This window comes from Agromyces sp. NBRC 114283, assembly GCF_030268405.1.
GTDB classification, from domain to species: Bacteria; Actinomycetota; Actinomycetes; order Actinomycetales; family Microbacteriaceae; genus Agromyces; species Agromyces mediolanus.
In genome coordinates, this window is the sequence record NZ_BSQP01000001.1 from 3,412,648 (window position 1) to 3,439,469 (window position 26,822).

17 protein-coding genes are annotated in these 26,822 nt (G+C 60.4%); 5 read left to right on the forward strand and 12 right to left on the reverse strand.

The annotated features are described in order from the left end of the window. The first annotated feature begins 17 nt into the window (after positions 1-17). The 5 genes from QSJ60_RS16400 to QSJ60_RS16420 all read left to right on the forward strand — a co-directional run bounded on the left by QSJ60_RS16400 (position 18) and on the right by QSJ60_RS16420 (position 5,501). Positions 18-614, forward strand: a complete 597-nt coding sequence (locus QSJ60_RS16400; protein WP_285464567.1) for a DUF305 domain-containing protein — start codon at positions 18-20, stop codon at positions 612-614. A 132-nt stretch (positions 615-746) separates the two neighbouring features. Then, entirely contained in the window at positions 747-1,319 is a 573-nt protein-coding gene (locus tag QSJ60_RS16405; protein WP_124974030.1) for a CueP family metal-binding protein, read from the forward strand. Positions 1,320-1,415: 96 nt separating this feature from the next. Beyond that, positions 1,416-3,686, forward strand: a complete 2,271-nt coding sequence (locus QSJ60_RS16410; RefSeq protein WP_285464568.1) for a heavy metal translocating P-type ATPase — start codon at positions 1,416-1,418, stop codon at positions 3,684-3,686. Positions 3,687-3,898: 212 nt separating this feature from the next. Beyond that, positions 3,899-4,282 carry an ArsR/SmtB family transcription factor gene (locus QSJ60_RS16415; protein ID WP_285464570.1) on the forward strand — a complete coding sequence of 128 codons (384 nt, stop codon included), beginning with the start codon at positions 3,899-3,901 and terminating at the stop codon, positions 4,280-4,282. Next, on the forward strand, positions 4,275-5,501 hold the full coding sequence (locus QSJ60_RS16420) for an MFS transporter (RefSeq protein ID WP_285464572.1): 1,227 nt from the start codon (positions 4,275-4,277) through the stop codon (positions 5,499-5,501). The genes QSJ60_RS16415 and QSJ60_RS16420 overlap by 8 nt, the downstream gene beginning before the upstream one ends. 127 nt (positions 5,502-5,628) lie before the next feature. Here the strand turns inward: QSJ60_RS16420 and mobF are convergent, their stop codons facing one another. The 12 genes from mobF to QSJ60_RS16480 all read right to left on the reverse strand — a co-directional run bounded on the left by mobF (position 5,629) and on the right by QSJ60_RS16480 (position 26,812). Further along, a complete protein-coding gene (gene mobF / locus QSJ60_RS16425; protein WP_285465359.1) occupies positions 5,629-9,168 on the reverse strand; it encodes a MobF family relaxase in 3,540 nt (1,179 codons plus the stop codon). Between the two features lie 117 nt (positions 9,169-9,285). Then, a complete protein-coding gene (locus QSJ60_RS16430; RefSeq protein WP_285464574.1) occupies positions 9,286-11,049 on the reverse strand; it encodes an ATP-dependent nuclease in 1,764 nt (587 codons plus the stop codon). After that, positions 11,046-13,226 carry a BREX system Lon protease-like protein BrxL gene (brxL, locus tag QSJ60_RS16435; protein ID WP_285464576.1) on the reverse strand — a complete coding sequence of 727 codons (2,181 nt, stop codon included), beginning with the start codon at positions 13,224-13,226 and terminating at the stop codon, positions 11,046-11,048. Before brxL ends, QSJ60_RS16430 begins: the two co-directional genes overlap by 4 nt. A gap of 7 nt (positions 13,227-13,233) precedes the next feature. After that, positions 13,234-15,726, reverse strand: coding sequence for a BREX-1 system phosphatase PglZ type A (pglZ, locus tag QSJ60_RS16440; RefSeq protein ID WP_285464577.1), 2,493 nt, complete (start codon positions 15,724-15,726; stop codon positions 13,234-13,236). Further along, positions 15,719-19,102, reverse strand: coding sequence for a BREX-1 system adenine-specific DNA-methyltransferase PglX (pglX, locus tag QSJ60_RS16445; protein ID WP_285464578.1), 3,384 nt, complete (start codon positions 19,100-19,102; stop codon positions 15,719-15,721). Before pglX ends, pglZ begins: the two co-directional genes overlap by 8 nt. Next, entirely contained in the window at positions 19,102-22,584 is a 3,483-nt protein-coding gene (gene brxC / locus QSJ60_RS16450) for a BREX system P-loop protein BrxC (protein WP_285464579.1), read from the reverse strand. The genes pglX and brxC overlap by 1 nt, the downstream gene beginning before the upstream one ends. A gap of 4 nt (positions 22,585-22,588) precedes the next feature. Beyond that, complete coding sequence (locus tag QSJ60_RS16455) at positions 22,589-23,200, reverse strand: DUF1788 domain-containing protein (RefSeq protein ID WP_285464580.1); 612 nt, start codon at positions 23,198-23,200, stop codon at positions 22,589-22,591. Continuing rightward, positions 23,200-23,943 carry a DUF1819 family protein gene (locus tag QSJ60_RS16460; protein WP_352230693.1) on the reverse strand — a complete coding sequence of 248 codons (744 nt, stop codon included), beginning with the start codon at positions 23,941-23,943 and terminating at the stop codon, positions 23,200-23,202. The genes QSJ60_RS16455 and QSJ60_RS16460 overlap by 1 nt, the downstream gene beginning before the upstream one ends. Next, positions 23,888-24,085: a helix-turn-helix domain-containing protein gene (locus QSJ60_RS16465; protein ID WP_285464583.1), complete on the reverse strand. Its 198-nt coding sequence runs from the start codon at positions 24,083-24,085 to the stop codon at positions 23,888-23,890. The genes QSJ60_RS16460 and QSJ60_RS16465 overlap by 56 nt, the downstream gene beginning before the upstream one ends. A gap of 113 nt (positions 24,086-24,198) precedes the next feature. Beyond that, the gene (locus QSJ60_RS16470) at positions 24,199-25,335 is read right to left on the reverse strand and encodes an alpha/beta hydrolase family protein (RefSeq protein WP_285464586.1); all 1,137 of its coding nucleotides are present in this window, start codon (positions 25,333-25,335) and stop codon (positions 24,199-24,201) included. Then, positions 25,332-26,351, reverse strand: a complete 1,020-nt coding sequence (locus tag QSJ60_RS16475; RefSeq protein ID WP_285464588.1) for a DUF6545 domain-containing protein — start codon at positions 26,349-26,351, stop codon at positions 25,332-25,334. Before QSJ60_RS16475 ends, QSJ60_RS16470 begins: the two co-directional genes overlap by 4 nt. Next, complete coding sequence (locus QSJ60_RS16480) at positions 26,348-26,812, reverse strand: hypothetical protein (RefSeq protein ID WP_285464589.1); 465 nt, start codon at positions 26,810-26,812, stop codon at positions 26,348-26,350. The genes QSJ60_RS16475 and QSJ60_RS16480 overlap by 4 nt, the downstream gene beginning before the upstream one ends. Between the last annotated feature and the right edge of the window lie 10 nt (positions 26,813-26,822).

Below are 26,822 nucleotides of genomic sequence, written 5' to 3' on the forward strand. Positions count from 1 at the left end.
ACACATTGGAACGACTCTTGAAACTCCGAACATTCTTCGTTATCCCTGCCATCCTCACGGCAAGCCTGGTCTTGGCCGGATGCACGGCTGGCTCCGGCGCGTCCGCGCCGCCACAATCAACAACTTCGTCATCCGTGACTGAAGACTTCAACTCCGCTGACGTGATGTTCGCGCAGATGATGGTGCCCCACCACGTACAGGCCGTGGAGATGTCCGACGTGATCCTCGCGAAGGAGGGGATCGATCCTCGCGTCGTCACCCTTGCCGAAGAGATCAAGGCGGCGCAGCAGCCTGAAATCGACGCGCTCAACGGCATGATCGAAGCGTGGGGGATGCCACCGGCCGCGACGGATGGCATGGATATGGGGCATGGCGGCCACATGGACGGCATGATGACCGAGGAAGACATGGCCGCACTCGACGCCGCGACAGGCACAGAAGCGAGCCGACTGTTCCTTGAACAGATGATCGTTCATCACGAGGGGGCAGTGGAAATGGCGCAACTTCAGGTTGACTCCGGGGTGAACCCGGATGCGGTGACCATGGCCCAGGCCATCATCGACGCTCAGAACGTCGAGATCAAGACCATGCGCGAAATCCTCCAGAGCCTGTAGCTCCCCGCTCGGTGCGGGTGACGTTGCTTCCAGTCACGCCCGCACCGAGTCCCACCCCTACTTTGACTTCTGCTGTGCTCCTTGTGGTCGACCCGCGAGGAGCACAGCGTAATCAACCTTGAAAGACGTGACATGAAACGACCAACCATCCTCGCCGCAGCCGCAGCAGTCCTTGCCCTCGTGCTGGTCGGGTGCTCCGCCCCTGACACGAACCCTGACCCGGCAGGGGCCGATCTGCTCGCCGAGCACGGCCTCACCGACATGTCAGCGGTTGACATTATCGACAGCCTCGACAGAATGCCCGTGAGCGATCGCCCCGCAGACTTGATCGCATCCGTGCAGCCTGAAGCACTCGTTCTCACCGACAATGTCCGAGAAGTAACCATGGACATGCCGGACGATGTCACATACTTGTCAATCGCCCCATACGTCGAGCAGACCCATGAGTGCTATTACCACAGCCTCACGACCTGCCGCGGTGAGCTGTCGGGACAGGACATCGAAGTACGCATCGTTGACGACACAACCAGCGAAGTGATCGTCGCAGAGTCGACGACGACATTCGATAACGGATTCGCTGGATTCTGGGTTCCTCGTAGTCTGCAGGGAACGATCGAAGTGACATACGGCGGCCGATCCGGCACCACGCCGTTCTCTACCACAGGCGATGCGGCAACCTGCATCACAACGCTCCAGCTCACATGAAACGACGTGCCGCCGACCCTTATCGGCCACACCTCTCTCGCATCCATCGGGCCGACGTCTGAATCGCGACGTAGCCAGCCATAGACGGGAACTGCAATGAACCAACAACCAGGCCACGACCATCACGACCATCACGGCCACCACCCCTCCAATGGCCACAACCACGGCCGACCGGACACGCCGATCGAGCACGCCGCTCATGACGATCACGCCGTTCAACATTCGAGTGAACATGCACACCACGGCATGCACACCGAGACCGTCACCGCGGGCAGCCCGGATCCCCAGGTGGGTCACGATGCCCACGCGGGTCACGGAAGCGGTTCGCAGGGACATGATTCCCATGCTGATCATGATCCGGGCGCCCATGCCGGGCACAGCGTGGCCATGTTCCGGAACCGCTTCTGGGTGACACTTGTCCTTTCAATACCCGTGGTCGCGTTCAGCCCCATGATCGCGATGATCTTCGGCTACCACCTGCCCGAAACTGGGTGGACGATATGGATCGCGCCTGTCCTGGGCACAGTGATTTTCTTCTACGGCGGCATGCCGTTCCTCAAGGGCGCGTGGCGGGAGATCAAGCTCCGGCAGCCCGGGATGATGCTGCTCATCGCGATGGCGATCACGGTGGCGTTCCTCGCGTCTTGGGCCACGTCGCTCGGCGCCGGTCTCGATCTTGACTTCTGGTGGGAACTCGCCCTGCTGGTTGTCATCATGCTGCTCGGGCACTGGCTTGAAATGCGAGCACTCGGCGGTGCGTCAAGCGCCCTCGACGCACTCGCTGCGCTGCTTCCCGATACCGCCGAGCTGGTTCGTGAAGACGGGGCCGTGGAACAAGTCCCAAGTACCGACGTCAATGCCGGAGACCTCGTGCTTGTACGTGCCGGAGGACGCGTTCCCGCCGACGGAACCGTCGAGTCGGGATTCGCAGACATGGACGAATCTATGATCACGGGCGAATCGACAACCGTTTCCCGAGCCGTTGGCGATACCGTCACCGCGGGCACCGTCGCCACCGACTCAGCGATCCAAGTGCGGGTGACCGCAGTCGGCGAGAACACGGCGCTGGCTGGCATCCGTCGGCTCGTGGCGGACGCGCAGGCATCCTCCACTCGCGCCCAGGCGCTCGCCGACCGTGCAGCGGCACTGTTGTTCTACTTCGCCGTGGGTGCGGCCGTGATCACCGCAGTGGTGTGGCTCATCGTCGGCAGCCCCGCCGACGCCCTTACCCGCACGGTGACGGTGCTGATCATCGCCTGCCCGCACGCGCTCGGGCTCGCGATTCCATTGGTGATCTCGATCGCGACAGAACGGGCCGCCCGCGCTGGCGTGCTGGTGAAGGATCGGCTGGCGCTTGAGCGCATGCGCACCGTCGACGTGGTCATGTTCGACAAGACCGGCACGCTCACCGAGGGCCGCCACGCCGTCACCGCAGCCGCAGCCGTTCCTGGCACCGACCCGCAGCGCGTGTTCCGACTGGCTGCCGCGGCGGAATCACCGAGCGAGCACCCCGTCGCTCGCGCGATCGTCGCATGGGCAAACGAGCACAGCGACGGCTTGCCCATTCCATCGGTTACCGAGTTCCGCTCGGAGCCAGGTGTCGGCGTGTCAGGAACCGTCGAGGGTGTCGAGGTTCGCGTTGGTGGCCCTCGGCTCCTCGCCGCGCTCGACCTGTCCGTGCCCGAAGGAATCCAGGCCGAGGTCACCGAGTGGGAATCGACCGGGTCGAGCGTCCTGTTCGCGGTTATCGAGGGCCGCATCGAGGGTGCGTTCTCGCTCAAGGACGTCATTCGCCCCGAATCGCGTGCCGCCATTGACGAAATGCACCGTCGTGGGATCCGGGTTGGCATGATCACCGGTGACGCACAACAGGTCGCGGACGCGGTCGCAGCCGATCTCGGCATCGACGAAGTGTTCGCGGGGGTTCTCCCCGGAGACAAGTCCGCCAAGGTCGCTGAACTGCAGGAACGTGGCTTCAAGGTCGCGATGGTTGGCGACGGTGTGAACGACGCCCCTGCTCTTGCCCGTGCAGATGTGGGTGTTGCAATCGGCGCGGGTACCGACGTTGCGATCGAGTCGGCAGGCATCGTCCTGGTGTCGAACGACCCGCGCGCCGTGCTGAGCGCGATCGAGCTTTCACACGCCTCCTACCGGAAGATGGTGCAAAACCTCGTGTGGGCAACCGCCTACAACGTGATCTCGGTACCGCTGGCCGCGGGCGTGCTCGCTCCCATCGGCTTCAACCTGCCCCCGGCCGCCGCGGCAGTGTTGATGTCGCTGTCCACGATCATCGTTGCCCTGAACGCCCAGCTACTGCGCCGCCACGAATTGGATCCGGAGAAACTGGCGCCGTTGCACACTGCCTAGCAGTACCCAAGCGCTGACTGACCAAGCAGGCTCAGCGCTCGCTCGGAGCGAGATGTCCCGCCCGACGAGCGCTGGGCTTGCGGTTCCCAGACGAAGTTCGCGATGTCGCGAGAGGTAACCAGTTCAGCGGCCCTTCCACCAACAGTGGGCATAGAACTCATAGGCTTTCGTGTCGGATTGACTTATTTACCTGCGCAATCAAGAATATAAGCATGTATGCAGATGATGCTCCTATCTCACCGCAGCACCCGTATGTGGAGCTCGCTGTCGAGGTGTTCGCAATGCTGGCGGATGCCACCCGTGTGCGGATCGTGCTCGCCTTACAAGACGGCGAACTGTCGGTTGGTGAGCTTGTCGAGATCGTGGGGCGCGCGCCAGCAGGGGTGTCGCAGCATTTGGCGAAGCTCCGCATGGCGCGAATTGTCGAGACTCGCCAGGAGGGGCAGCGGGTGTTTTATCGGTTGGCGAATGAGCACGTGATTCGATTAGTGACCGACGCGATTCATCAGGCCGAGCATGCAATTGACGCGGATCCCGCGCACCACCGGTCGAAGCACACAGGTGCGGTCGAGGATCGCGAAGGTCGTCGTGCTTGAAGTACTCAAGAATCCGACCTACGCGAAGCTGTTCTCTGCCCAGATCATTGCCCTGCTCGGCACAGGCCTACTCACGGTGGCGCTGGGGTTGTTGGCATTCGATATCGCCGGTGGCGACGCGGGAGTGATCCTGGGTACGGCGCTGACGATCAAGATGGTCGCCTATGTGGCAGTGTCGCCGGTCATCACTGCCTTGACTGCCCGGCTCCCCCAGAAGACGGTACTCATCGTTGCCGACGTGGTTCGTGCGGCCGTCGCGGTGGGGCTGCCGTTCGTGACGGAAGCGTGGCAGATCTACATTCTGATCTTCCTGTTGCAGTCGGCATCGGCGACGTTCACGCCAGCATTCCAGGCCGTGATCCCTGAAGTGCTGCCCGACGAACGCCAGTACACGCGTGCCTTGTCACTGTCGAGGCTCGCCTACGACCTGGAATCGCTGCTGAGCCCGATGCTCGCGGCCGCGTTGCTCACCGTGATGACCTACAACAACTTGTTCGTCGGAACGATCATCGGATTCGTTATCTCGACCGTGCTGGTCACCATCACAGCATTCCCGCAGATCACGCCCGCCCCACCCGCACCGTTCTTTGCAGAGCTGACCCGCGGTGTACGTGCGTTCTGGCGTAGCACAGAGTTGCGTGCCCTTCTCGCGTTGAACCTCACCGTCGCAGCATCGACCGCGATGGTCATCGTGAACACCGTCGTGCTCGTGCAGGGTCAGCTCGGCCGCACGCAAGCCGATGTTGCGCTCTTGTTGGCCGCATACGGGGCCGGGTCGATGGTCGTCGCACTCATCGCTCCGAAGTTGCTCGATACATTCTCGGACCGTGGGGTGATGCTGCTCGGTGCGCTACTGATTCCGGTCGGCTTGATGGGTGCGGCCTCACTCATCGGCATGGCGCCTCCCACGGACATGTGGATGGGCCTGTTCGGGATCTGGGCGATCCTTGGTGCCGCAACGTCGTTGATCCTGACGCCGTCGGCTCGGCTACTTCGACGGAACTCGGATGAGACGAACAGGCCAGCCGTGTTCGCCGCGCAGTTCTCGCTGTCGCACGCTTGCTTCATGATTACCTACCCGCTCGCGGGAACGCTCGGCGCGGCGCTGGGCTTGAGCTGGACCGCTGTGATCCTCGCCGGTATCGGCGCGGTAGCCACCACGTTCGCGTTCGCACTCTGGAGGTCGCGTACGCCGGTGGCCGACCACACCCTGAGGTAGCGCCGCCGACGAACTCGCGACAACAACGCGGTCCTCCAGATCGCCCAGCCGCGCTTCAGCCAGCAGAGTGGTTCGGTACTGAGCTAGGCGGCTCGAAGATTTTCAAACCCATCACTGGGAGCACCCACTACCTCAACCCCAGCCCGCGAGCTTCGAGCGTAGCAACGGGATTCGGGGCGCGGCGCGACCGGCCCAGATTCTCGATCTCAAGTCGAGCCGCTTCGGCTCGGACTCGGTCGATCTTCTGGAGGGTCCCGTCGGATGGTGCACCGAGCGCGGAGTTGGCAGTGATCTGATAGCGGTCTCGGTAGGCGGCGACCACGAACGCTGCTCGACGCCAGACGGTGGCGCGCTGCGGGTCCGCGGGCTCGCCGCCAAGAGCCGCAATCCACGGCGCCGAGTCAGCGAGGGCCGCAACGAGCACCGCGTCCGCTCGCGCTTCGATCAGGTGACGGCGCTCCGCCAGAGCCTTTTCCATCTCTAGGCTCATAGCGCCAGTTGCCTCGGGGATGAGCCCGGCGATCAGCCTGGGCACCGACTGCCTACGGGCCGAGCGCGCTGGCCTCGCAGTAGCCACAGCGACTCGATGGCGGAGCACTGCGGCAATATCATCGGCATCGCCGAAACCACGAGCGTGGACGAGTCGAGGAAGCAGGACCTCCAGGTCGTGATGGTTGGCTTCGGCTCGGCGCAGTTCAGCGGTCAACGGTCCAAAAGCATCCGAGTCGATGACTTCGTCAGCCTGTTCTGCGTTGAGGCCCGATGTCCGCACCAGGGATGCCCAACGATCGCGTTGCGCGGCAGCAGCGATCGTTTCGTACTCGGCAGCAAGCTGCGCGATCGTGCCCCAGGATTCTTGCTCAGCGGCCATCGTTTCGTGTGCGGAGAGTTCGGCGCCGACGTGCTGGAGCACTCCGTAGAGCACGCTGCGACCGTTGGCGTCACCGTTGTCGCCCGGATGCGGTCCCCCGTGAGACGGGTCGGGCTTGTCGACTGCGACATAAGCAACGTTGGCGGTACGGCCCCTTGTCATGGCCACGTAGAACGTCTCGCGAGTCATCGCCGAATCGACGAGCACGTGCGCTGTATCGGTGGTGAGGCCTTGCGCCCGGAAGGAAGTGACGGCATAGCCAAGTTCGACATGCTCAGCGACGTAGGCCGCTGGCAAGAGGACAGCGGATCCCCGGGAGCGTCCTTCTCGTCGAACGAGCATTGAGCCGTCGCTTCGAACATCGGCGACCTTCCAACGGTCACCGTTGCGCACCCAGCTCCGCCCGGCCCGCAAGCGTCGGTCGTTACGTCGAGTGATCACGATGTCGCCGGACGCTGCGTGGGTGCCATCGTGCAGCTCTGACTCTCGCGCACCTCGGACGGTGCCGTCGAGGATCAGGTCGGTTCGCGCACGGTTATTGAGCGCGGTGACGGATTCGTTCGAGTCAGCGACGAGCACCGCCGCACGCCCCGCGATCAGGTCGGCGCGCCACGCGGCGTAGGCGGCATCGACCATAGCTTCGGTATCGCCTTCAAAGATGCGCCCATGCTCGGCGTAGGTGTCGATGACTTCTGTGTGGCCGTGGCGGAGATCGAGGGAGGCGCGTTTCTCCCACTCGTGCGTGAAGCGGTGAACATCGACGAGTTCGGCGACGTCATCGCGGTCGTGCGCGAGGAGCCCGAACGCTCCACCCGCGTCAACCGCTTGCAGCTGCGCGAAGTCTCCGACGAGCAGCACCTTTGCTCCCGCCGTGGCGGCAAGCTGGGTGATGCGGTCAAGTGAGAGTGTTCCTGCAAGCGAGGCCTCGTCGATGATGACGAGCTGCCCAGCCTGGAACGTCTCCCCAGTTTGGAGATGGGTCTGCCACCACTTCGCTGTGTTTTCCGTTGCGATCCCAAGGTCGTCGGCGAGTACCTGGGCCGCGCTTGAAGATGGCGCGAGCCCGACGACAGATCCCTGACCATACTTCTTCTCCCACGCTCGCCGCAGTGCGCTCATCGCGGTTGTCTTTCCTGCACCCGCCGGGCCGACCAGAAGGTCGATCACCCTCCCAGAGACCGCAATAGCTATCAGCGCGGATGCTTGGTCCGCAGCCAGCATCCGGCCCTCACGGTCAGGCTTCCGCACGATGCGTTCGACCATCGTCAATGCGACAGTCGGCGCCGTCGTTTCGCGCGCGAGCAGCAGCAGGCGGCCTTCAGCATCGAGCAGTTCACCCGACGAGAACACCGTGGAGTTCTTCGGGCGGAACACCGACGACTCATCGCTCCTGCGGAAGACGGCCGGGCTCGAAGCCAGCTCGGGCGGCGTGAGCCGGAGCGAAACGGCCTCGGCAGCATCCACGACCAATCCGACGATGGCCTCGCGGTCTCGCGTGCTCGCGAACCGATACCCCATCGTCTGGCGCGCAGCCTCAGCCGTGAGGTTCCAACGGCGCCACGTTGAACGTTTCTCTCCAACCACAGCGACAACACTCTGCCCGAGCCTCTGGACGACATCGAGCGGAACGTCATCGGCCCACAGGAGCAGCGGATCCTCGTTCGTGGTGACTCGTCGAGCCCAGCTCGTGGCATCCGCACCGAGGATCGTTCCCGCTCGCTCTCGCCATTGAGTGGTGAGTTCAGCAAGCGAATGGATCTGCTTTTCCGGCCTGGTGGCGAGCGTCGCTTGCGCCCGCAGCTTGATGATCGTCGTGCTTGATGGCTGCCTGCCGTGCTTCGCCACGTATTCAGCGATGAGACGGTCCTTTTCCTCGTCGATGTGCCGCGATCGCGAGGAGAACTCAGCGACGAGTTCTGGCGGGACTAGCGCGATCGTCCATGCCGGGTTGCGGTCGCGTCCCCTGTCGCGAGTTTCCCATTCGACGCCGAAGAGCCGGGTCAGGTGATCGGCGATCACGGCTTCGTGAAGCTCCGAGAGCGCCACCGTTGCCGCGTGCATGGGGCGGCTATCCAGGCTGCGCCATTTGTTGTCGAGCACGGTCTGGACCTTGTTGCTGATGACGACGTGCGTGTGCAAGTGGGGATCGCCCGCGCGTGAGTCGTAGTGGTCGTAGGCCGTCGCGATCAGCCCGCGCACGTCGACCTGCGCAACAGCACCGTCGCCGGGGGTTGCACCGGCGCGCGTGGCTGCAACTTCACGCTCCATGAATGCAACCACCTCTGCAACCGCAGCGTGATGTGCATCGACGATGAGCGATTGCGTTCCCGCGTCGGCGACTGCCCACAACACCGACGCTGACTTCGGAATCGAGAACGTGTAGTCATACCCTGCGACCGCGCGACGCGTGCCGCGTTCCGCCTCTTTGGCTTCGATCGCCGCGACTGCTCGACCGCGAGCAGTCGCATTCAGACCGGGGTCCAGTGCCGCAACTCGCTCAGCGACACGTTCGGCCTTCGCTTTGTACTGCGGGTAAGCGCGGCCCAACGGCGCACCCGTGAGAGGATCTCGACCCATTCCGATCAGCAGCTGAAGCTGCGCCTCGGTGACTTCGTCGCCTTCTTTGAGCTGACCGATGCCCAGTACCGCGAGCCCGCTACCTATCCAGCGTCCGGGTGGGGTCCCATCGGCGTTGTAATAGCGCGTAAGCGGTGTGGACAGGCTGCGGTCCCCGTCCCCGGCGGCGACGGTGCGCAGCAGGTACTTGTAGCCGTCGCCCGCCGACATCAATCGCATCGACACAGTCACCGGCGCTCACCTTCCCTCCGTCAAGGAGGAGGTGAACAAGGTGCTTCAAGACTCAGTCGTGAGGAGTCACGACCTCGATCTGCCAGACGCGTGGGGGTTCCGGCGTTAGCGAACGCGAGATTCCTTGGCAAGGCGCGGCAGCTCTCTGCGTAGGGCTTGGTAGGAACGCGGGAGCGCACCAGCGGGTAAGCCCGCGATTGCGGGAAGTAGGCATTCCTGCTTCTTGATCGCTTTTCTCTTCTTTTCCAAGAGAGTCGAGGTCGTCCGATCAGACTCCGCAACGTTCAGGATCTCAAACAGACGTTGGCGAGGCTGTTCCGCGTTGACCAGGTCAACTTCCAGAGCCCACATGAAGCAGAAGAACCCTCGCGGAATCAAGTCCTTCATAGCTGCGCTCGGTCTCGTGCGAAGGTCGGATATCAACCGGATCCTTTCATTAGGCTTCTCCACAATTTCGTTCAACAGGCTGTTCGGCTGCACTTCCTCGGCATATTGCGGAAATCCTCTGTTATCGATGCTGTCTTCTCTCCGCCCCTTTGAATACGGCAAGAAGTAGTCTCGGTCGACCACGAAAGCGGCGGGAATCTCAAGCTCACGAAGCAAGTGGTACATGTGATCAACACTTCCGTGGGTGACGCCGCCGTCAAGCGGGACGATGCTGATCCCGAGGCGGTCTGGCGGGTTTCCACTGTCCGCGAGCAAGTACTCGACAACTGCAGCGTCAATCGGGCTTTCAGTGACGACCACAAAATCTGCGAACAAAAATTCCGAGTTGCGTCGCTGATGGAACTTGTAATATGCGGACCGATTGATTCCGTGGTCCTCGAAAAAGGAAGCCTGGATCTGAGATACAGAGACTTCCAATTCCCGAGTGCGCCCGTTCCTTCGTTTGCATAACACCACGTGCTCATGGTCAAGCATGTCGACGATCGTTGGCGAGTGTGTTGTAAAAACAACCTGAAGCTCGAGAGTCTCGAGATTTCTCATCAACTCCTGCTGAGCCTGCGGGTGCAAATTCTGTTCTGGCTCTTCAAGGCCGAGAATAAAGTTTCGGTGCTCAAGATTCGCAAGATGCGCATAGAGGGCGAACACTGCCATACTCTGCGTCCCACTCCCCGCATCGGCCAGGTGGATCGATTGGCCTCCTTCATTGACAGTGAGAGCCAGATTCTGCAGCAGCACGCGGTAGTCCAGTGGAAGCGAGTAAGCGAGTTCGAACTTGAACGCTCCATCCATCGGGGCCAAAGACCTCAACTGAGCCTGTAGACCACGTAAAGTCTTCGATTGGAGCTTGGAACCTAGTTCCAAGACCTTCGGGCTCAGAGTGTCCCTCTGGCTATGATCACCGATCCAGCGTTCGACAGCCCGATGTAGAAGTCCCGTAACAGGATCATGAGCAACCGAATGGTCTCGGCGCACTGGCACGAAGGCATACGTTATGTGCTGGGAAACGATCTGATGCAAGTTTGTGGGCGCCGCGCGCCACTTGCCATCCGACCAACACTCCCACTTTACTTGTCGACGTGCCTTGAGCCTCACTCGTACTTCGTCGCTGCCGCTCCGGACTGATGGCAGCCCCTGGCCGCTGAGCCCTGCAAACGTAACTTCAACAACTGCGTTCGACCGACTGGAGTAGTCATGGCGTCCAGCAAGGAAGTCATCGCGTTCGTCGTCATAGTTGAAGAACGCGTTTAGCGCCCGCAAAATCGAAGTCTTGCCTGCACCGTTCTGACCGACAAGAGCAACTGTCTCACCGAGTTCGATGTCAGCTCTAGCAATCGCGCGGAACTTCTCAATCCTAAGATGTGTAACTCGCACTTTGCTTTGCTGCGGATCTCCTGCCGCACCGCTCGCCTTCACGGTCGTCATGAATCCTCTCGGATGTAGGTAATTCCAAACGCACGAACCTGACGGAACTCCTGACGACTGCTGCCGAAGTCGAACCAGCCGCCGTCGGATTTCTGGAAGATGTCGAGACCGCGCCCGAGATTGATGCGCCAACCCGTGTCGGTACGGATCCAGCGATCATGACCGCCGGGGTCCTTCGCGACGTCAACCTTGATGCCTTGCTGCGCAGCACCCTGCACGATCTCATTTAGCATCTGCAGCTGCTTCTTCTGGTACTCCGGCTCTTCCTCCAACAAAGTGAATAGCTTGAAGTTGACCTCGTCGGCCGGGTCCTTCGCCGACGCAATCATGGCGAGCAGCTCCACGAGATTGCGGCCCTGATGACTCATTCGGACATACGGGTCATGCAGCTCGATCTCAGCCGCACCCTCCAGGTACGGCATGAGCAGCGTCTCGTACGAGAGGCCTCGCTGATTCTCAGCGAAGTCACGGTGTCCTTCGAAGAGCTTCGGCTCGGGCACTTCGGCTTCAATCTGAACATCAGTACCAGTAGCCAGATCCACGCGAGGCAACGAGCCTTCACTGCCCCTGTCAGCCCCCGCGGCCTCAACGCCCATATCTGCATCAGCACCGGCACCGCTGGAAGCGGTTCGTCGCGAACGGTAGTACGTCGGAAACTCGTCCTCCTCTAGCGTCGTCACAGGTTTCCAGCCGCCGCCGATCGGCTCGTACCCGAACCGTACGTCCGCCATCGTCGCATCGATGCGCAAAATCTGGTCCTTCACGCGCTTACGCCCCTCGACCGCGAAGCGCAGGATCTCCTCGACTTCCTCGGCGGTTGCCTGCTCGTGCGGATAGAGCAGCTTCATCAGTCCCGAGAATGTCTTGTGGATGCCGTCTCGGTCACGGGTCGAGATGTCCGAGCCGAGAGTGAAGTACTGCTGGTAGCGGTCGGAGTAGTCGAGGTTCCGCATCGACTTGAGAACTTCGGCGATGTAGTCGACGACGAATCCGTAGCCACTGGAGAACATCTCGCTGCGGATGGTGTCAACCTCCCATCCGGGGATGTAGAAGTGCAACCGGTCAAGGAACGCCGGGTCATGGTAACTCTCAGGCAGCTCGTCGAACAGGTCTGAGTGCTTGAGCATGTATGGCACTGTGTGCGACGTATTGCCGACGAACACCATGGATGCCTCGGCGCCGAGTGTCTCCACACCGCGGGAGAACGACTTGTTCGCCATGTAGTTCTTCATAATGTCCACAAGCGCTTTATCTGTGCGCTTCTTCTTACCGGCGAACTCGTCGAACGCGACAACATCCCAGTACCCAACGAGGCCAAGTCGGCCATTGGAGTTGTTCACGAACAGCTTCGGTACTGTCACTTCTCCACCCGAGATGAGCATGCCGTGTGGAGAGAACTCGGAGTAGATGTGCGACTTGCCCGTACCCTTGGGCCCCAGCTCAACGAGGTTGTAGTTGCGCTCGACGAATGGGATCAGCCGCACCAGTTGCAAGAGCTTCCCGCGGCGCCCAAACATCTCGGGGTCGAATCCGATGGACTGGAGTAGCAGATCGATCCACTCGTCCGTCGTGAACTTCGCGCGCGCATCGAGATACCCGTCGTAATCGAAGTTCGACATCTGGATCGGCTTGAGAGAGCCCAAGATCCAAGGGGAAAGGCGCGCATCTTCAGTATGGAAGTACTCGACATCGCACAGGCACCAGACTCCACCGACGAGCAACTTCGGGTGAGCACCGATGGTTGCAGAGTCGACGATGACGCCACTGATCCCGAGATTGGCGAATGTGGCCTGGTAGACATCGTCTTTCTCGTTGAGTGCGACACTGACCTTGTCGATGATCCTATAGCGGCCTCGCTCCTTGATCTTGGACTTCACCAGTTCCGACTCATTACGGTGCACGTAGTGCTCCGCAAGGATCTTCCTGACGGTCTCGATGCCTGCTTGGATCGTCGCTTCGTCATCGGATGCCGCGTACTGGCCGAGCAGGTACTCAAGCACGTAGGAGGGCACGATTGCGTTGCCCTTGACCGCCTTGACGAGGTCCTTACGGACGACGGCACCAGCGAAGTGCTCGTTGATCTTGTCGTCGAGAGCTGACTTGGTTGGAGCAGTATCGGTCTTATCAGCGTCGGCGAGAACGTCGATCCCGCCGAGCGCATCTTCGAGGTTCGTCATGGCTCTCCTAGAAGTCGAAATCTGTCGTGAACGACCGCTTGATGGTGTAGTTCCCCTTCGAGAGCAACTTCCATTGAGTCGTGTTAGGGATCGGCTCTTCGAGGCGCAGCTCGACGGGTCGGTTGTTGTACTGGTCAGCGTCCTGGGTCAGATACAACACAGACTTCTGGTACCGGTCGCGCTGGTCGTCAGATGCACTGTCAAACGTGAGGATGGGCTGGTCAGAAATCAGCGTGTCGCCAACGTAAAGGCCGAGGCGCACTTGGCGAGGTCGGATCTTGTCAGTTACCGCTTCACGCTGAAGCAATTTGACTGCGAGCTGACCGGTGGTGATCTTGTCAGTCTCGGGCATGAGGTCGACATTGACGTGCCGGACGTCGCTCTTACGCTTCTTATTGACCGTGATCACTGGGACCACGATCTCCTGGAGCGATGCACCGCCGTGAACATATCGGGTACCAGCACCGGGTTGCGGAATGCGGTGGATCGCCTTCGGAATCTGAATGTCGATGTCCCCCACGAGCCCCACTTGTGCCGAGGTGAACGTCATGAAAGACGGGGAGGGCTTCAGCGACCTCCCCAGAACATAGCGACGGTTGGTCTTGGTGACCGCGTCCCCCTGCGGACTCTCGGAGAGGTAGTAGGCCTGCTCCAGCGGGATGTCCTGGTAGAGGAACCCATGATCGGCGGTGATCAGGATGTTCGTGGCGTTCGCGTTCGTCCACTTCTTCACGAGTTGGAGCAGCTCGCGCAATGTCTCTTCAGCGGCCTCGAAGACAGTTCGCTCGGTTGAGGCCGAATCTCCCGCGGCATCAATGCGGTCGTGGTAGACGTAGAAGATCTGGTGCTTCGTGTAAAGCTCACGAAGCTCGCTTCCCGGCATCGCCAGAACTTGGGCGGCCGTGATGGCATGCCCTTTGACTGATTGCAGAATCTTGTCGCGGTTCGCGGTTCCGTTCGTCGGCTTCCCGTCCGCCAGCACCGGCAGGCCTACGGGGTCGAGTTCGAGGCTCGACTGCGGTAGCAGCGACGCCATACCGAGCTGGGTATAACTCGGCAACGAGCCGAGCACGGCCGAGAGGGAGGCATCGAATCGGTTCTCGCTACGGATCGTCGAAGCGAGTTCCTCACCGACCTCGTAACGCATGCCATCAGAGATGATGACGACCACCTTCGTGCGCCCGTCCTTAACGACGGGAGCGACGTAGTGGTCATAGAATTTAGCCTGCGGTGCGAGAGCAGCTGACTTCCACTCGTTCATAGACTCAATTGCCTGCTGCCATCGCCCCCCGAAGTCGTAGAGGTACTTGTTGGCATATTGCTTATCGACCTCGGCTTTGAGCGCTTCGAGTGGCTTTTGAAAGTCAGCGGTCTGGTGAGCGTAGGTGAACCAGCGGTAGTGCTGGTCAATGCGGAACCAGTCAGACTGATACTTCTCCAGCCCGATGTCGGACGTAGCGATTGCATGCGGCAAACCGGCGATCTCTGTAAGTAGCTCGGATGCACTTCGGATGGCCTTGTAGAGCTTGGTGTACTTTGCACTCCACAGACTGTGCTGCCGCCGTCTGACAATATCGGCAACCTCGCGGGGCGTCACCGACTGGGTAGCAACGGCCGAAGCGAGATCAACAATCACCTTGCGGTCGATCTCTTCGAAGATCGTGATCTTGGCCAACTCACGGTAGCCGCGATGCTCAATCCTCGTCTTGACGTCGAGCGCGTCGGAAGCGCGTGACGCGAGTGTTGTCATCACGTCCTGCGTGCGAACGTCGTAGCGCAGGGCGTTGAAATCGCTGCGGATGTTGCGGAACTCGTCAGGGGTCGTCGATGAAAAGTCCTCGATCGCACGGCTGAACATCCACAGAACAAAGTCGTCAATTGTCGGGGTCGTGCTCTCGTACTTATAAATGCTCGCTAGCCCGTCCCAGAAGAACTGGCTGAGACCAAAAGTCACAAGATCATCGAACTTGGCGTGCTTTCCCGCCGCGTTCTCAACCAGGAGTTCGCGCACGATGTCGGTCAGCTTGTTGCCGGATGCTTTGACAAGCACCTGGCACATTTTGGCGCGAAGGAGCGCCGCGTCATCGCCGTCATTCAATAGCTTCGCCAGCGCCTGCTTACGACTATTTGCAGCGAAGAACTTCTGGTGCTCTTCGATTACCGGTAGCAAAGCAGGGTCACTGAGGCCTAGCTCCTGCTGGAGCATGGAGGTCCTGTCTGCGGTAAAGACCCCGTATGCCAATTCGAGGTCAAGTAACCAGTTCGCTGTTCCGTGTGGGATGACGCCGGAGCGGTAGACGAGGTACTTGGCGGTGTGATCAGCGAGAATCGTCCCCTTCACCCCAAACTCGTCGTCCTGAACGCGGATGACGTCGACCCCGCCAAGATCGAGCGCATCGAGGTCGGCGGTGTACTCCTCAATGGGATCGTGCCAGAACACCACCCGTTGGGAGGCAAGTCGGCTTTGAAGTGCATCCTGGACGGAGGTCAGATCAGTCACTCGCTGCCTCCAGTCCCGGAATCTTCTTAAGCGCAGCACCGAACTTCGGGTAATTCACCTTCACACCATCGTCGAGGTCGATCACGACGTTCTCGGATGCCTTCGGGAAGAGCGTGTCGTGCTCATACTCGTTCAGCTCAACAAGAACCTTTCGGAGCCGATCCGCTTCCTTCGCGTTCCCAGCACGCTCAGCCTGCTGCAACGCCGACTCCAACTTGGTTACATACTCACGCAGGTAGGTCAGCACCGTCGAGACCGTTGAGGGGGTGTAGCGGTGCATGTAAATCAGCGCGTTGAACGAGCCCTTAGGGCTGGAAAACAGCCAGTAGATGGGGCGCTTCTTGTAACGCTGAATGTGGTCCTTGTAGAAAGACTTCACGAAGTAGTCTCTAAGGCGCTTCACTCCGAGTGACTCGGTGACGAACTGCAGGTTCTCGTCGAAGTGCTGCTTGCCGAATGCCGCCCGCAAAAACTGGCGGAACCGCCCGACAATATCGTCCTCGAACCAATCGCCATCCACGATCGGAATCACGTTGTCTGCGTCCGGCCTGAACCTCGGCGACGGGACGTTCGCCAGGTAGTCCTCCAAAGTCGCTCCTTGATCGGCGAGGATCAGCCCGGGCTCATCGAGACTGTAACGGCCGAACGCGCAGCCAACGAAGTATGAAACCAACGCCAGAGTTTGCTCGCGAGCAGCAAGGCGACTCTCCATCTTCGGCAAGCGAGTCATCGGCTCGTTCAAACCGAAAGCTTTGCTTACCTCGACTTCGATTCGTGCTTCGACTTCCGACAACCTCTGCTCGCGTTCGGCGCAAGCAGCAGCATAGTTGTCCAGCGCGCCGCGCACTGAAGCCCCCCGCCCGAGGAGAGGCGATAGACGGAAGCCCATCGAAAGCTCGTTATCATCCCAGTCCTCCTTGGCCAGACTGATCGCGGCCTCGACGAGGTTCTCCAGTGCAACAGACTCAGTTCCCATCGTCGGCAGGCGTCCTATACTCCCTACCTCGAAGTTCATCGTTGGGCTCAGAGCGCTGAGCAGCTCCGCCGCCATCTTGGAGTTCAAGACCGCGAGGGCATTCAGCAACTCAACTCGCTCACCAATAATCGCCTTGCTACCGCTGCCAAACGTGTGGCCAGCCTCGATCATGCGGAAACTCGGACGTGAACTGGTCAGCGCGGACCACCCGATATGAGGCTGGAAATAGCTTGCATTTCCATCGTGCCGGAACCCGGGAAGCCGCTCCATCTCGGCTACTGCCGCGGTGTTGTACCGAAGAACATGCGAGACGTTTCCATACCAACGTCGTTCCGGTCCCCCCTTATGGTGTGGCGCCCAAGGTCGCGCCATCGAACCACCACCAGTCCGCCCCCACGACACCTCATGCCAAAGACGAAAGAACCTATCATTGCTTCCAGTGGAGATGCCGGCCACAGCAGGAAGACGCTTGGACATCGGGATCGGCCCAGCCAACAGGCCGACCAACTCATCTGCAAGGCGGAATGCGATCGGGTAACCCGGAATCTCAAGGAACTTCGCAGTGCTCCCCACGAACCAGTTTTCATCAAGCGCTCCACCAGATAGCGCTGCCTCGATTTGTTGTCGTTTTGCCTCAACCCCGGGTCGTGACGTCATGATGAAGGGCACGTGTGTTGCCGGGTCACCGCCAACTGTGAGCACGAAAGCCGAGTTTGCACCGAACTTCGAGGGCAGGTTTCCAGAGTCGTGCACGTGAATGAAGCTTGAGAACGCGGCCCTCTGGAGGACTTCCTTGCGAAACTCTTCAAACGACTTGATGAACATCCATGTGTCGCCCGTAACGGCCGCTACCACTCCGCCCTGAGCTACCCAGTCAAGCCCGCGCTTTACGAAGCATGCATAGAGGTCCTGCTTGTATCGAGGGTATTTCCGCTTCAGAATGTCACCCAGGACCGGCCCCATGTTTCCGCTGCCCATGTAGGGCGGATTGGCCACCACAACCGAGTAGCGCGGCGTCAAGTAACCGGCCTGCTCGATGACGCGTTCGGCCCGAGCCAGAGCATCGGCGTGGAGAATATCGCCTTGGTCGTCGAGCGTTGCGAGGTATTGGGTGAGCCTCGCGGTCAGAACAGGGTCGGGCTGGATAAGGGACCCGACGGTGTCTGCCTCGGCGAACTGGTTCCAGAACGCTTCCTCTGCGTGCCGGTCGCCATCCTCTGTTACTAGGTAGTTCAGTTCGTCAGCGGAGAAGGAGACCGGTTCGAGCACGCAGATCTTTGGGGCGACGGGGTTCTTGAGGAATAGCTTGCGTTTGGCGGCGGCCTTCATCGTCAGGGCGAACGCAGCCAAGGCACCCGCACGCGGGTCAATTTCAGTGCCATAGAGGTTATTCGTGAGGATCAGTCCCGGAATCTGCGACGGGGTGTAACCCTCCTCCTCGTAGATCGCGTACAGGAGGTCAAAGGCATAGGTGAGCATGTGTCCCGACCCACAGGCCGGGTCGATCACCGTAAGCTCTTCGGGCCTGGTGATCTTGAGGAAGTCTGTTTCCTCGTCGACTGGAGCGATGTAGTAGTCCATCTGGTCAACGAGGCGTGACTCAGGGTGGTTGAGCATCCATAGGCGACCGACGGAGTTTTCAACGAGGTAGCGGACGATCCAGTGCGGGGTGAAGAGCTGAGTGGCGGCAGGGATCTCGTCGGCCCCTGCTTTCTTGTTCTTCTTGAACCCGGCGAAGACCTCATCTTTACGTTCGGAGATATAGAACTGGTAGAGCCAGCCGATGACTTCGACGTCTTGGCAGACGTTCTCAGTCAGCACATTCACGGCACGGCTCAGGACAGAGTCTTCGGCGAGAACGTTCGCGGGGATCAGCAGTTCGGTGAAGTCCCCTTCGCGCTCGAACATGAACGGCATCGCCCGGTTCCAGTAGCGGCAGTAGTCCGCGAGCAGCAGCGAATAGGCTTCGGCTTGGGCATCGACACCGGGGCGGGGCTGGCGGGTACCGTTGAGGAGCCCCCTAATGGTGGCCGCGTTTGCACTCTTGACCACGTCACCGTCGAGTTGTCCACGTTTAGCGGCAGCGAGAATCTCGGGCTGGCCGACCTGGTCTGCCGCGGGTGAAACGACGCCAATCCCTGTGTATCCATTCGCATCCATGAATCGAAGGGCGATGATGCGGTTGAACCAGGTGTAGGCGACCTTGTCGGCCACGTGTGCTTTGCCCTTGTCGCCACCGCCTCCCGCGGAAATCGCGCGTTCCAGTTCCGACACAGCTCTCGGCTGCTCAACACGCTCGGGCGACCCCTGGGCAAGAACCGCTGTGATGCGCGCGGCCACTTCGCGGATAAGTTCTGTACGCGATGAAGCAGCAAAGGATTTAAGGAGGGTTGTATCCATCAGAGCGTGATTCGCTTTCCGTCGTTAAGGGTCGCAACCAGCGCGGTCCGCAAAGCGGCCAGGTAGTTATCGACATCCGATTCAGATTCGAGGACACCGGCAACGCCAGGGGCGCTTATTGTCTTCACCGAAACCATCGGCTTCGGCTGCGGGGTGTCGCCGTCCTCGCCTTGCTGTGACTCAACAAGTTGACTCAGCAATGCCGGGTAATCGTCCTGTTCAAAGGTCGCTCCCGTCTGGAGGATGATCGCGACCTGCGTTTCATTGCTGAGTCGCGCGAGGATGGCGTCGATTCGTCTAATCACGCTCTCCTGTGCCGCTGTCGGGGCGTTGGCGTAGTACGAGCTACCAAGGATTTCGGTCTTACGCCCTTCGATCGCTGCAATGACGGCGGCACGCTTTTCGGCCACAACGTCGTCAATCTGGCTCCTCAAAGCGTCGGCTGCCACCTTGAGTTGGTTCATCTTGTTGCCACGGAAGGCGTTGGCATCCGAAAGTAGTTCCTTGACCCGCTCGGCGCTACCTGCCGGAAGCGAGCCGAGATTTCCGGAGTTAGTGTTCAGAAGAGTCTGTGCTTCGTCGAAGATCTTCGCCTGCTGCCCGTTGAGGAAGGACTTGATGGGGTCGATCAAGTCCTCCTTGGCTTCGAGCAGCTCATCGGCCCTGTCGAAGTCGTTGAGGTACCAATCGACCTGCTTGCCGACGACGTCGTCGAGAAGAACGACAACATTGGAGAGTTGACTTGTGAACGGGTACCGGCTGCTGCCCACAAGGGCAGCTAGTTCGTCACGCCTCGCCGCGAGCTTGTCCTTGCCAAACCTGGCTAACTCGGTGGCGTCGGACGGTACTGCGGCTTCGTCAAAGAAGTCGGTGCAGAACTTCTTGAATGCGGCGACCTTCGCCTGGTCATAGGCCTTCTGCGGAGCAACGACCACGTGCTGGTGCTTTCCTGTATTGCGGATCAGGGAAGCTGCTTCGGTCCGAACCACCGGGTTGGAATCGACACTCAGCGCCACCCTGCCGTTTCCCACGAGCCACCCGAGCACAACCTCGATTGAGCCGAGGTCCCAGCCGTAAGGCTTGGTCTCGAAGCGGTCGACGATTTTCTTGACCGTCACTTGTTCTCCGAGGCCAGTCTGGGTGATGATCCAAGACTCCATCTCAGTACCCGGCGAGTTCAGCGCGCTGAGCGTCGCCGCGTCGAAGAGACCTCCGTCGTTCTGCACCGCACTCGCAACCTGCTGCTCAGGGAACACCTTTCCGCCGAGCAAACCCAGGCTGGTATATGTGCGACTCACGAGTTCCTGGAACCCGCCGGTCACGCGCGTGAGAGCGTCGTGCGAACTGGACGTGACCTCGGCGGCATTGATAATCAACTGGGCTCTGCCCACAGCCTGGCGAAGGCGCTCGATGAGTTCCTTCTCGCGGTCGGTGTTGAGTAACTGCTTGGACTGCAGGATCGCCTGCATTGAGGGAGTAGCACCGGAATTGGTGCGCTGCTTGGTGTACTTCTCCGTCTTCAGCAGCAGTCGCAAGTCGGCAAGCAACCGCTTGTCGCGACCAAGGAACACCCGCAGCTCGTCCCGACCCATGCTCTGTGCCGCGATCTCGGAATCGCTGTAGCTGGTCTCGGGAGTGATGAAGTGGATCGTCAGCTCACGCTGATTTCCCTGCGGAATGTCATCGAGCTTGTAACCAAACGAGAAGTCTTGGCCGTTCTTGGCGTACTTGAGTTTGTTGCTCTTGAGAATGTCGGAAGAAAGGTACCGGAAGAGCTTGCTCGAGACCTCGGAGGAGTCAACGTCGACCGCCTTGATCTCCTTTTCAATCTCCTGCTCCTCATTGGTGAGGTACTCGTAGATGTTGCCGTTCCGCTGAACATACGATTGCGCTTCCAGCAGGTTGAGCGCCTCCTGCACCTGCTTGCCCAGTCCCGTGAGGTCGAGCCCGAAGCGGTCATAAACGAGCACGGTGAGGTTACGGGGAGTCGCTTTGAAGGTGTCGACGTACTTCACCAGGAACAGCGCCTTCAGCAGGCGATTCGCGAGGATTGTGACATCCGAGCTTGGGTCAGGCAAGTGCTTCTCAGCCTGGAGAATGGCACTCTGAGCTGCCGACTTCAGTGCCGCGCTGATTCCGGCGAACATCTGGTCGAAGGTTGCAAGGTAACCAACCTGCTCGTTTCCGATGCGCTTGGCAACTTCCTGGACCACGCCGAGCATCGAGCGCTCACCGACCGAGCTGTTCTTGCCCTCGAACATGTTGTGGTCGGACAGGCCCTCGATTGCGGCCTGGAACATCGGAATTTGGTAGGTGACAAACGGATACGTGTTGATGAAGCGCGTTTCGTCCACGTAGTTGCGGTAGGTTTTCGCGCCGTCGACGAAGTTGAAGATGGTCGGGAAGTTCGCCGCCTGCGTGGAATGGATCGCCTTCAATGCGGTCGTTCCAGCGTCGTTCTTCTCCAGCAGACGCTTGCTGATGACTTCTTCGACGTCTTGGCTAGTGAGCTTGACCTTGGTGCTGAAACGAGCCTGGATCTTGGAGAAGTCGTTCCCCTGTTGCCTCGTACGGTCGCCGATGACCTTGTCCATGTCTTCCTGCGAAGTTACGAAGACCCACGACCGGCCCTTGCACTTGGTGTTGAGGGACTCGGCGATGGTTTGGAGGTTGAGCATGAGTTTGACGTCGTCGGCGATGAACTGGCCGACCTCGTCGACGAAGAAGTTGAGTCGGAAACCTGGCTCCTGCGTGTCAATCCATGCCTTCACAGACGTCGCGAAGTCTTCGATCGAGACTGCGTACGACTTCTGGTACTGGGCGATGATGCCTGGATTCGCCTCGCCATTTACTTCAGCGAATGCCTTGTCGATGTTGTGGCCTTCAAGTGCGGTCTGCTCGCGCCCTTGCGACCAGTCAATCCCGGCGATCCTCGCAAACGCTGCCTTGAACGCGTCATACTGGCCGCGCTTATCGAGGTCTTCCTCGAAGCGGGCGACGGCGCCGTCGTTACCGAAGTATCCGCGACTCTCATCAAACACTTTGACGAACACCTTGAGCAGTGCGTCAGTCTGGTCCTTTGCGATCAGGGTCGCCTTCTGGTCAATGTTGAACAGCAGGCTCTTGGCGGGGATGGACGCTGCTTTCTTCAAAGAGGCGCTAAGCATTGCGTCGTCGGTCTTGGCGAGGAAACTCTCTGCAACTTTTTCGCGCGCAAAGGCCTGGCCTTCGACGTCGCCGAGGAGGTGTGCGAGCATTTTCAACAGGTGGGACTTACCGGAGCCGAAGAAGCCCGAGATCCACACGCCGTTGGCGTTTGTGTAGTTGGTGTACTCCTCCAGTAGCGGCGCAACACCCTTGGCAGCGTCGTTGGTAAAGACATACTCCTCGACTTCGATGCCGAGGTGGTCAGCGTCATCGGCTTTGACGACACCCTCGATCGAGCGAGTGACGTCTTTGAGGAAGATCTCGTTAAGTTTCATCGGGTCATGCTTCCTGGTCGAGAATGCGCTTGGCGCGGTAGAAGGAGTCATCTTTGAGCTGGCCGAAGAGGACCAGGGCTGAGCCCTGAGTGGCTGACACCTCGTATCGGCCAGGGAAAAACATCAGCATCGGCTTGTCGGATACGACGGTCTGCAGGTTGTTGAGCACGGTGTGCGAGCGCACAAACGGGAACACCTCGCCGATTCCGGTAAGGAAGAGGATCTGGAATGACTCGGCCGCCATCAGCTCCTTGATCGCAGGGGCGAGATGCATCTGCGGGTCAAGCATGTTCTGCAGCATCTTGAGGAACTCTGGTTTGTCCATCGTCGGCTCAGCAGCAAGAACTCGATCCCAGACGTTGCGCTTCTTGAGCAGATCAACACACAAGTCATAGAGGTTGATTTCGAAAACCTTGATCCCCAGCTCGGTGTCGAGCTTGGTCTTGATGCGTTTCTTCGCCTGCGCGACGTCAAGCGCCCACGACGGGTCGTAATCGTAGATGAAGTGGGCGACCTCATTGCCGAGGCCCTCCATCTTGAGAAATCGTTCGCTGCTAAGGACCTTGAAGAGGTGAGCCTCTTGGTCGGCCAACTTGGGCTTAGATTGCAGTGGCATCAGACCGTCCTCGTCGGGAAGAAGCGGATGTCGCTTGGCGAGCGCTCGGTGAGGCATTCGGTCACGCGGGCAGAGAGCAGCACAGGCTCGATGGCGCCCTGTTTAGACACAAGCCCGGCCTCGACCATCATCTTGAACAGCACCTGTCGAAGCTTCTTGTAGGACAGGTCTGTGACGTCGTCCAGTTCGTCATGCCACATAGCCTTGGCCCGATAGAAGGTGTCATAGTCCTCGTACGACACGTTGCCTGCCAAGGTGAGAAATCGCTCATGGAGCACCTCCTCCGCGAACTCTCCAATGAGTTGGTACCGGCGACATGCTGCGGCCCACATCAAATGGCCGCGCTCGGTGGCCGTGACATCGGCGAGGATCTCAAGTTCACGCTCGGAGAGCACCGACAGACGGTTGAGGGTCTCGCGCACACGCCGGACACCAGTGCTGTGAGTTCTGGCCTGTAGGAGGTTCTCCTCAACTGCGGTGTCTCGGACCTTTGCCCAGTCGCGAAGTTTGCCGTACACGGGCGCCAAGACGGCGGCCTCCCGCGCAAGGAGGCCACCAGTAGTGAATGACAGCGAGTAACGACTATCTGCACTGTGACGCATAGGGCCTCCTTTCGAAAATGGGCAGTAGATCAGGGTATGAATGACCACCGACATTGATGGCGGTGGCGGCGTGTCGCGCGGGTAGTTAGGAGGGTGCGGTCTCCTCGGGTGCGGCTGCACCGCCACGGCGGACCCAGTCATCGACCTCCGTCGCTTGGAACTTCCAGAGGCGCCCGATTTTGTGGGCAGGCATGCTCTTGTCGGCGATCCAGGCGTAGACGGTGTCCTTGGTGACACCAAGATGAGAGGCGATGTCGTCGGCAGACAGCCACGGCTCGGTCACGTTGGTCCTCCCTCTCAGCCCGCATGGGCAGTCACTCAGATGCTATCGGAGTACTACCGAGCTGAGTAGGGTTTTTCCGGGTGTAATCCAGTGTGCGACGCCAAGACAGTGTTTCAGACGGCGAGATGGCCGGAGAGCCATGCTGAGACGGTCGCCCTCCAACGTTCTGTGTCCGAGTTCCACGCCAGCGTGTGACCCGCATTGAAGCTCTCCAGCTGCACGAGGTCCGGCCGCTTCCCTGCGAGCGCGGACGAAGTATTGATGGGAACTGAATCGTCGTCAGCCCCGTGAAGGATCAGCGTCGGCACAGAGAGTTCGTCGGCACGCGCAATCCAATCTGATTCGCGGAACGGGATCTGGCACGCGACTCCGGTCAGTCTGGAGAGCTGAGCATTGGTCAGCCACGGGACCGCGAGCAGCCCAAGACTGGAAGGGAGCCGGGCACGATTGCAGTTGGCCTTGATGACCTCAATCCAGTTAAGCACGGGTGAATCCAGGACAAGTCCGACTATCTGCGGCCCATAGTCCGACCGTGTCGCAAGCTGCAGCGCGATTGCGGCGCCCATAGACCAGCCGAACAGGACGATCCGTTCGGCTCCTCTGCGAACCGCGTATCCTATCGCGGCCTCGACGTCTTCGGTTTCGGCGGCGCCGAGCGTGGAGCGACCGGCCCCCACGGTAGGCCCTTCACCATCGTTACGGTAACTCACCACGAGCGACGTAAGCCCCAGTTGCGTCGCGACCTGTACACCGCGGAGCGTGCCCGTTCGGGGGCTGCCCAGACCGTGGAGGTGAATCGCCCAGGTCGATGTGTGGCCATCGACGCGCCATGCAGGTGCCGAACCAACCGGCGTCCTGATCGTGATGTCGCGGGCAACGAGCCCGGCGTCCTCGGGTGTCGCGAAGTAGATGCCGCTCCACGACGCTCGATCACTAGCTCGCGGGGTGAATCCTGGGGACACTCCAACGACGATGCGGGCGACTAGGTTTTGGCCACGATCCTCAACTTCGTTGCCGAGTTGCGCCCATCCACCGCGTTCAAACCAGAGATTGTAGGTGCCGGGCGCTTCGGTATCGCCAGTGCGATCGAGCAGAAGAAGTTGGCGATCACCATTGATCTCAACGCCTCGCAAGGTCAGGTTGAAACGGCGTGGCCCGACTGGTGCCGTGAGCTTCCGCGCGATCGTCCATCCCAGGGCTGCACCAGCAGCACCGACCATGGCGCCGCCGATCGCGAGCTGTCGCTTCATGTACGCTCCCAACTGTTGTCGCCACGATCCGCGCGCAAACCTTCGCGCACCACGCCCGAGTCGAGCCCCAGAAGTTGCGCCTCAGCCCGTTTCAGGAGAGCTACTTCAGTAGGCGTCACTTCGAATGTCACGCGCGGGTCGATCATGGCGTCGCGAATCTCAACCACTTCGCGGTGCAATCGTCCTTCAGGATCGTTGAGGCTGGCTCCAAGCGCGTCGGTGCCGCTGAGCCCGGGGCGCACGCTCGTGGCTCGCTGCCAGAGCGGCTCCAGCTCCTCCACAATCTGCGCTATCTGCGCGCGTCGAGAGCGATCACGCAGCGATCGGACAACTGGTTGGCCCGCGAACCCGGCGCACAAGAACAGGAAAGTGAGCAGCGAGAGCGGCCCGTATGCTTCGCCGAACATGCGCATCAGTTCCAGGTGACCCGCGACGTGTGCGACATCCATCACAAGGACCACGACGGCCAAACCCACGCCGCACGCCGAGCCAAGGAGCAGAAGGAATGCGGGGATGCGCTGGATTCCGGTAGCAACGCCGAGCTGACGGGTAGCCAACGCGAGCATGGCCGCCAGGACGATGCCGCAGTAGGTGAAGCCGATCATTGAGTAGGCGGCCGTTACCGGTTGGTCGCCGAGGTCAAGCATGAATGTCGCGGTCGACGCCCCTCGGTCGATGAAGAAGAACAACGCCGTCGTCGTGACCAGGGCAAGGATCAGCGCGGGGCGCCCGACGGCGGCTCGCACCAGCCGGGGACGATACTCACCAGCCTTCATCGCCGCGCGGCCCAGGAAGAAGAGCCCAATCATCAAGAGCGCGTCGGAAAGCAGAGTCGTGATGTTCGTTCCGCCGAAGACCGGATCAACGGCCAGGTAGATCGCATCCACATTGAGAGTCATCGCGATCGCGATTGTCAGGGATGCGTAGGTGATACTTCGGTCGGGGCGCCCGCGTCGCAGGATCAGCAGGCTCGCTACGAGAACCCACATCAAGACCGCAACGAGCGTCTGGATCATCCGAAGACCTCGAAGTAGCGAGACTCCGCGAAAGCGGAACCTCGGATCCCTGCCGCGAGCCGGTCTGCGAGGGACTCCGCAGCAATCTCGGTGTCGGAATCAAGATCCTGCCGCCTGAGCAAACGGGCGCGAGTGTGCGGAGGAATGTCAGGGAGGAGCACGTCCGCCTCTGTGCACTCGTCGCCGTCGCAGTGGCCCAGGATCATATGCGACAGTTCGTGCAACACGAACTGCTGGCGATGCAGGGCGGAGTCAGTGCGTGCGTGGATGATGATGTCGTCTTCGTCGGTCGTGAGCCAGACCGCGCAGAGTCCGTCATGATCGCCGATCTCGGCAAGCTCGACGATACGAAGGCGGCGCCCCCTGCGTTGCTGCACGACACCGTAGAGATCGTCGAATGTGAAGACACTGCCGAGGGCAAGATCCGAGACGGCCGTCTGAACGACCTGTTCGATATTCACGGTGCGCTCA

Bases quoted from the DNA above. Each gene is read 5' to 3' on its own strand.
- QSJ60_RS16405 (WP_124974030.1), top strand. From the start codon at position 747: ATGAAACGACCAACCATCCTCGCCGCAGCCGCAGCAGTCCTTGCCCTC.
- QSJ60_RS16410 (WP_285464568.1), top strand. From the start codon at position 1,416: ATGAACCAACAACCAGGCCACGACCATCACGACCATCACGGCCACCAC.
- QSJ60_RS16415 (WP_285464570.1), top strand. From the start codon at position 3,899: ATGTATGCAGATGATGCTCCTATCTCACCGCAGCACCCGTATGTGGAG.
- mobF (WP_285465359.1), bottom strand. From the start codon at position 9,168: ATGCGATTGATGTCGGCGGGCGACGGCTACAAGTACCTGCTGCGCACC.
- QSJ60_RS16430 (WP_285464574.1), bottom strand. From the start codon at position 11,049: ATGACGACCGTGAAGGCGAGCGGTGCGGCAGGAGATCCGCAGCAAAGC.
- brxL (WP_285464576.1), bottom strand. From the start codon at position 13,226: ATGACGAACCTCGAAGATGCGCTCGGCGGGATCGACGTTCTCGCCGAC.
- pglX (WP_285464578.1), bottom strand. From the start codon at position 19,102: ATGGATACAACCCTCCTTAAATCCTTTGCTGCTTCATCGCGTACAGAA.
- brxC (WP_285464579.1), bottom strand. From the start codon at position 22,584: ATGAAACTTAACGAGATCTTCCTCAAAGACGTCACTCGCTCGATCGAG.
- QSJ60_RS16455 (WP_285464580.1), bottom strand. From the start codon at position 23,200: ATGCCACTGCAATCTAAGCCCAAGTTGGCCGACCAAGAGGCTCACCTC.
- QSJ60_RS16460 (WP_352230693.1), bottom strand. From the start codon at position 23,943: ATGACTGGGTCCGCCGTGGCGGTGCAGCCGCACCCGAGGAGACCGCAC.
- QSJ60_RS16470 (WP_285464586.1), bottom strand. From the start codon at position 25,335: ATGAAGCGACAGCTCGCGATCGGCGGCGCCATGGTCGGTGCTGCTGGT.
- QSJ60_RS16475 (WP_285464588.1), bottom strand. From the start codon at position 26,351: ATGATCCAGACGCTCGTTGCGGTCTTGATGTGGGTTCTCGTAGCGAGC.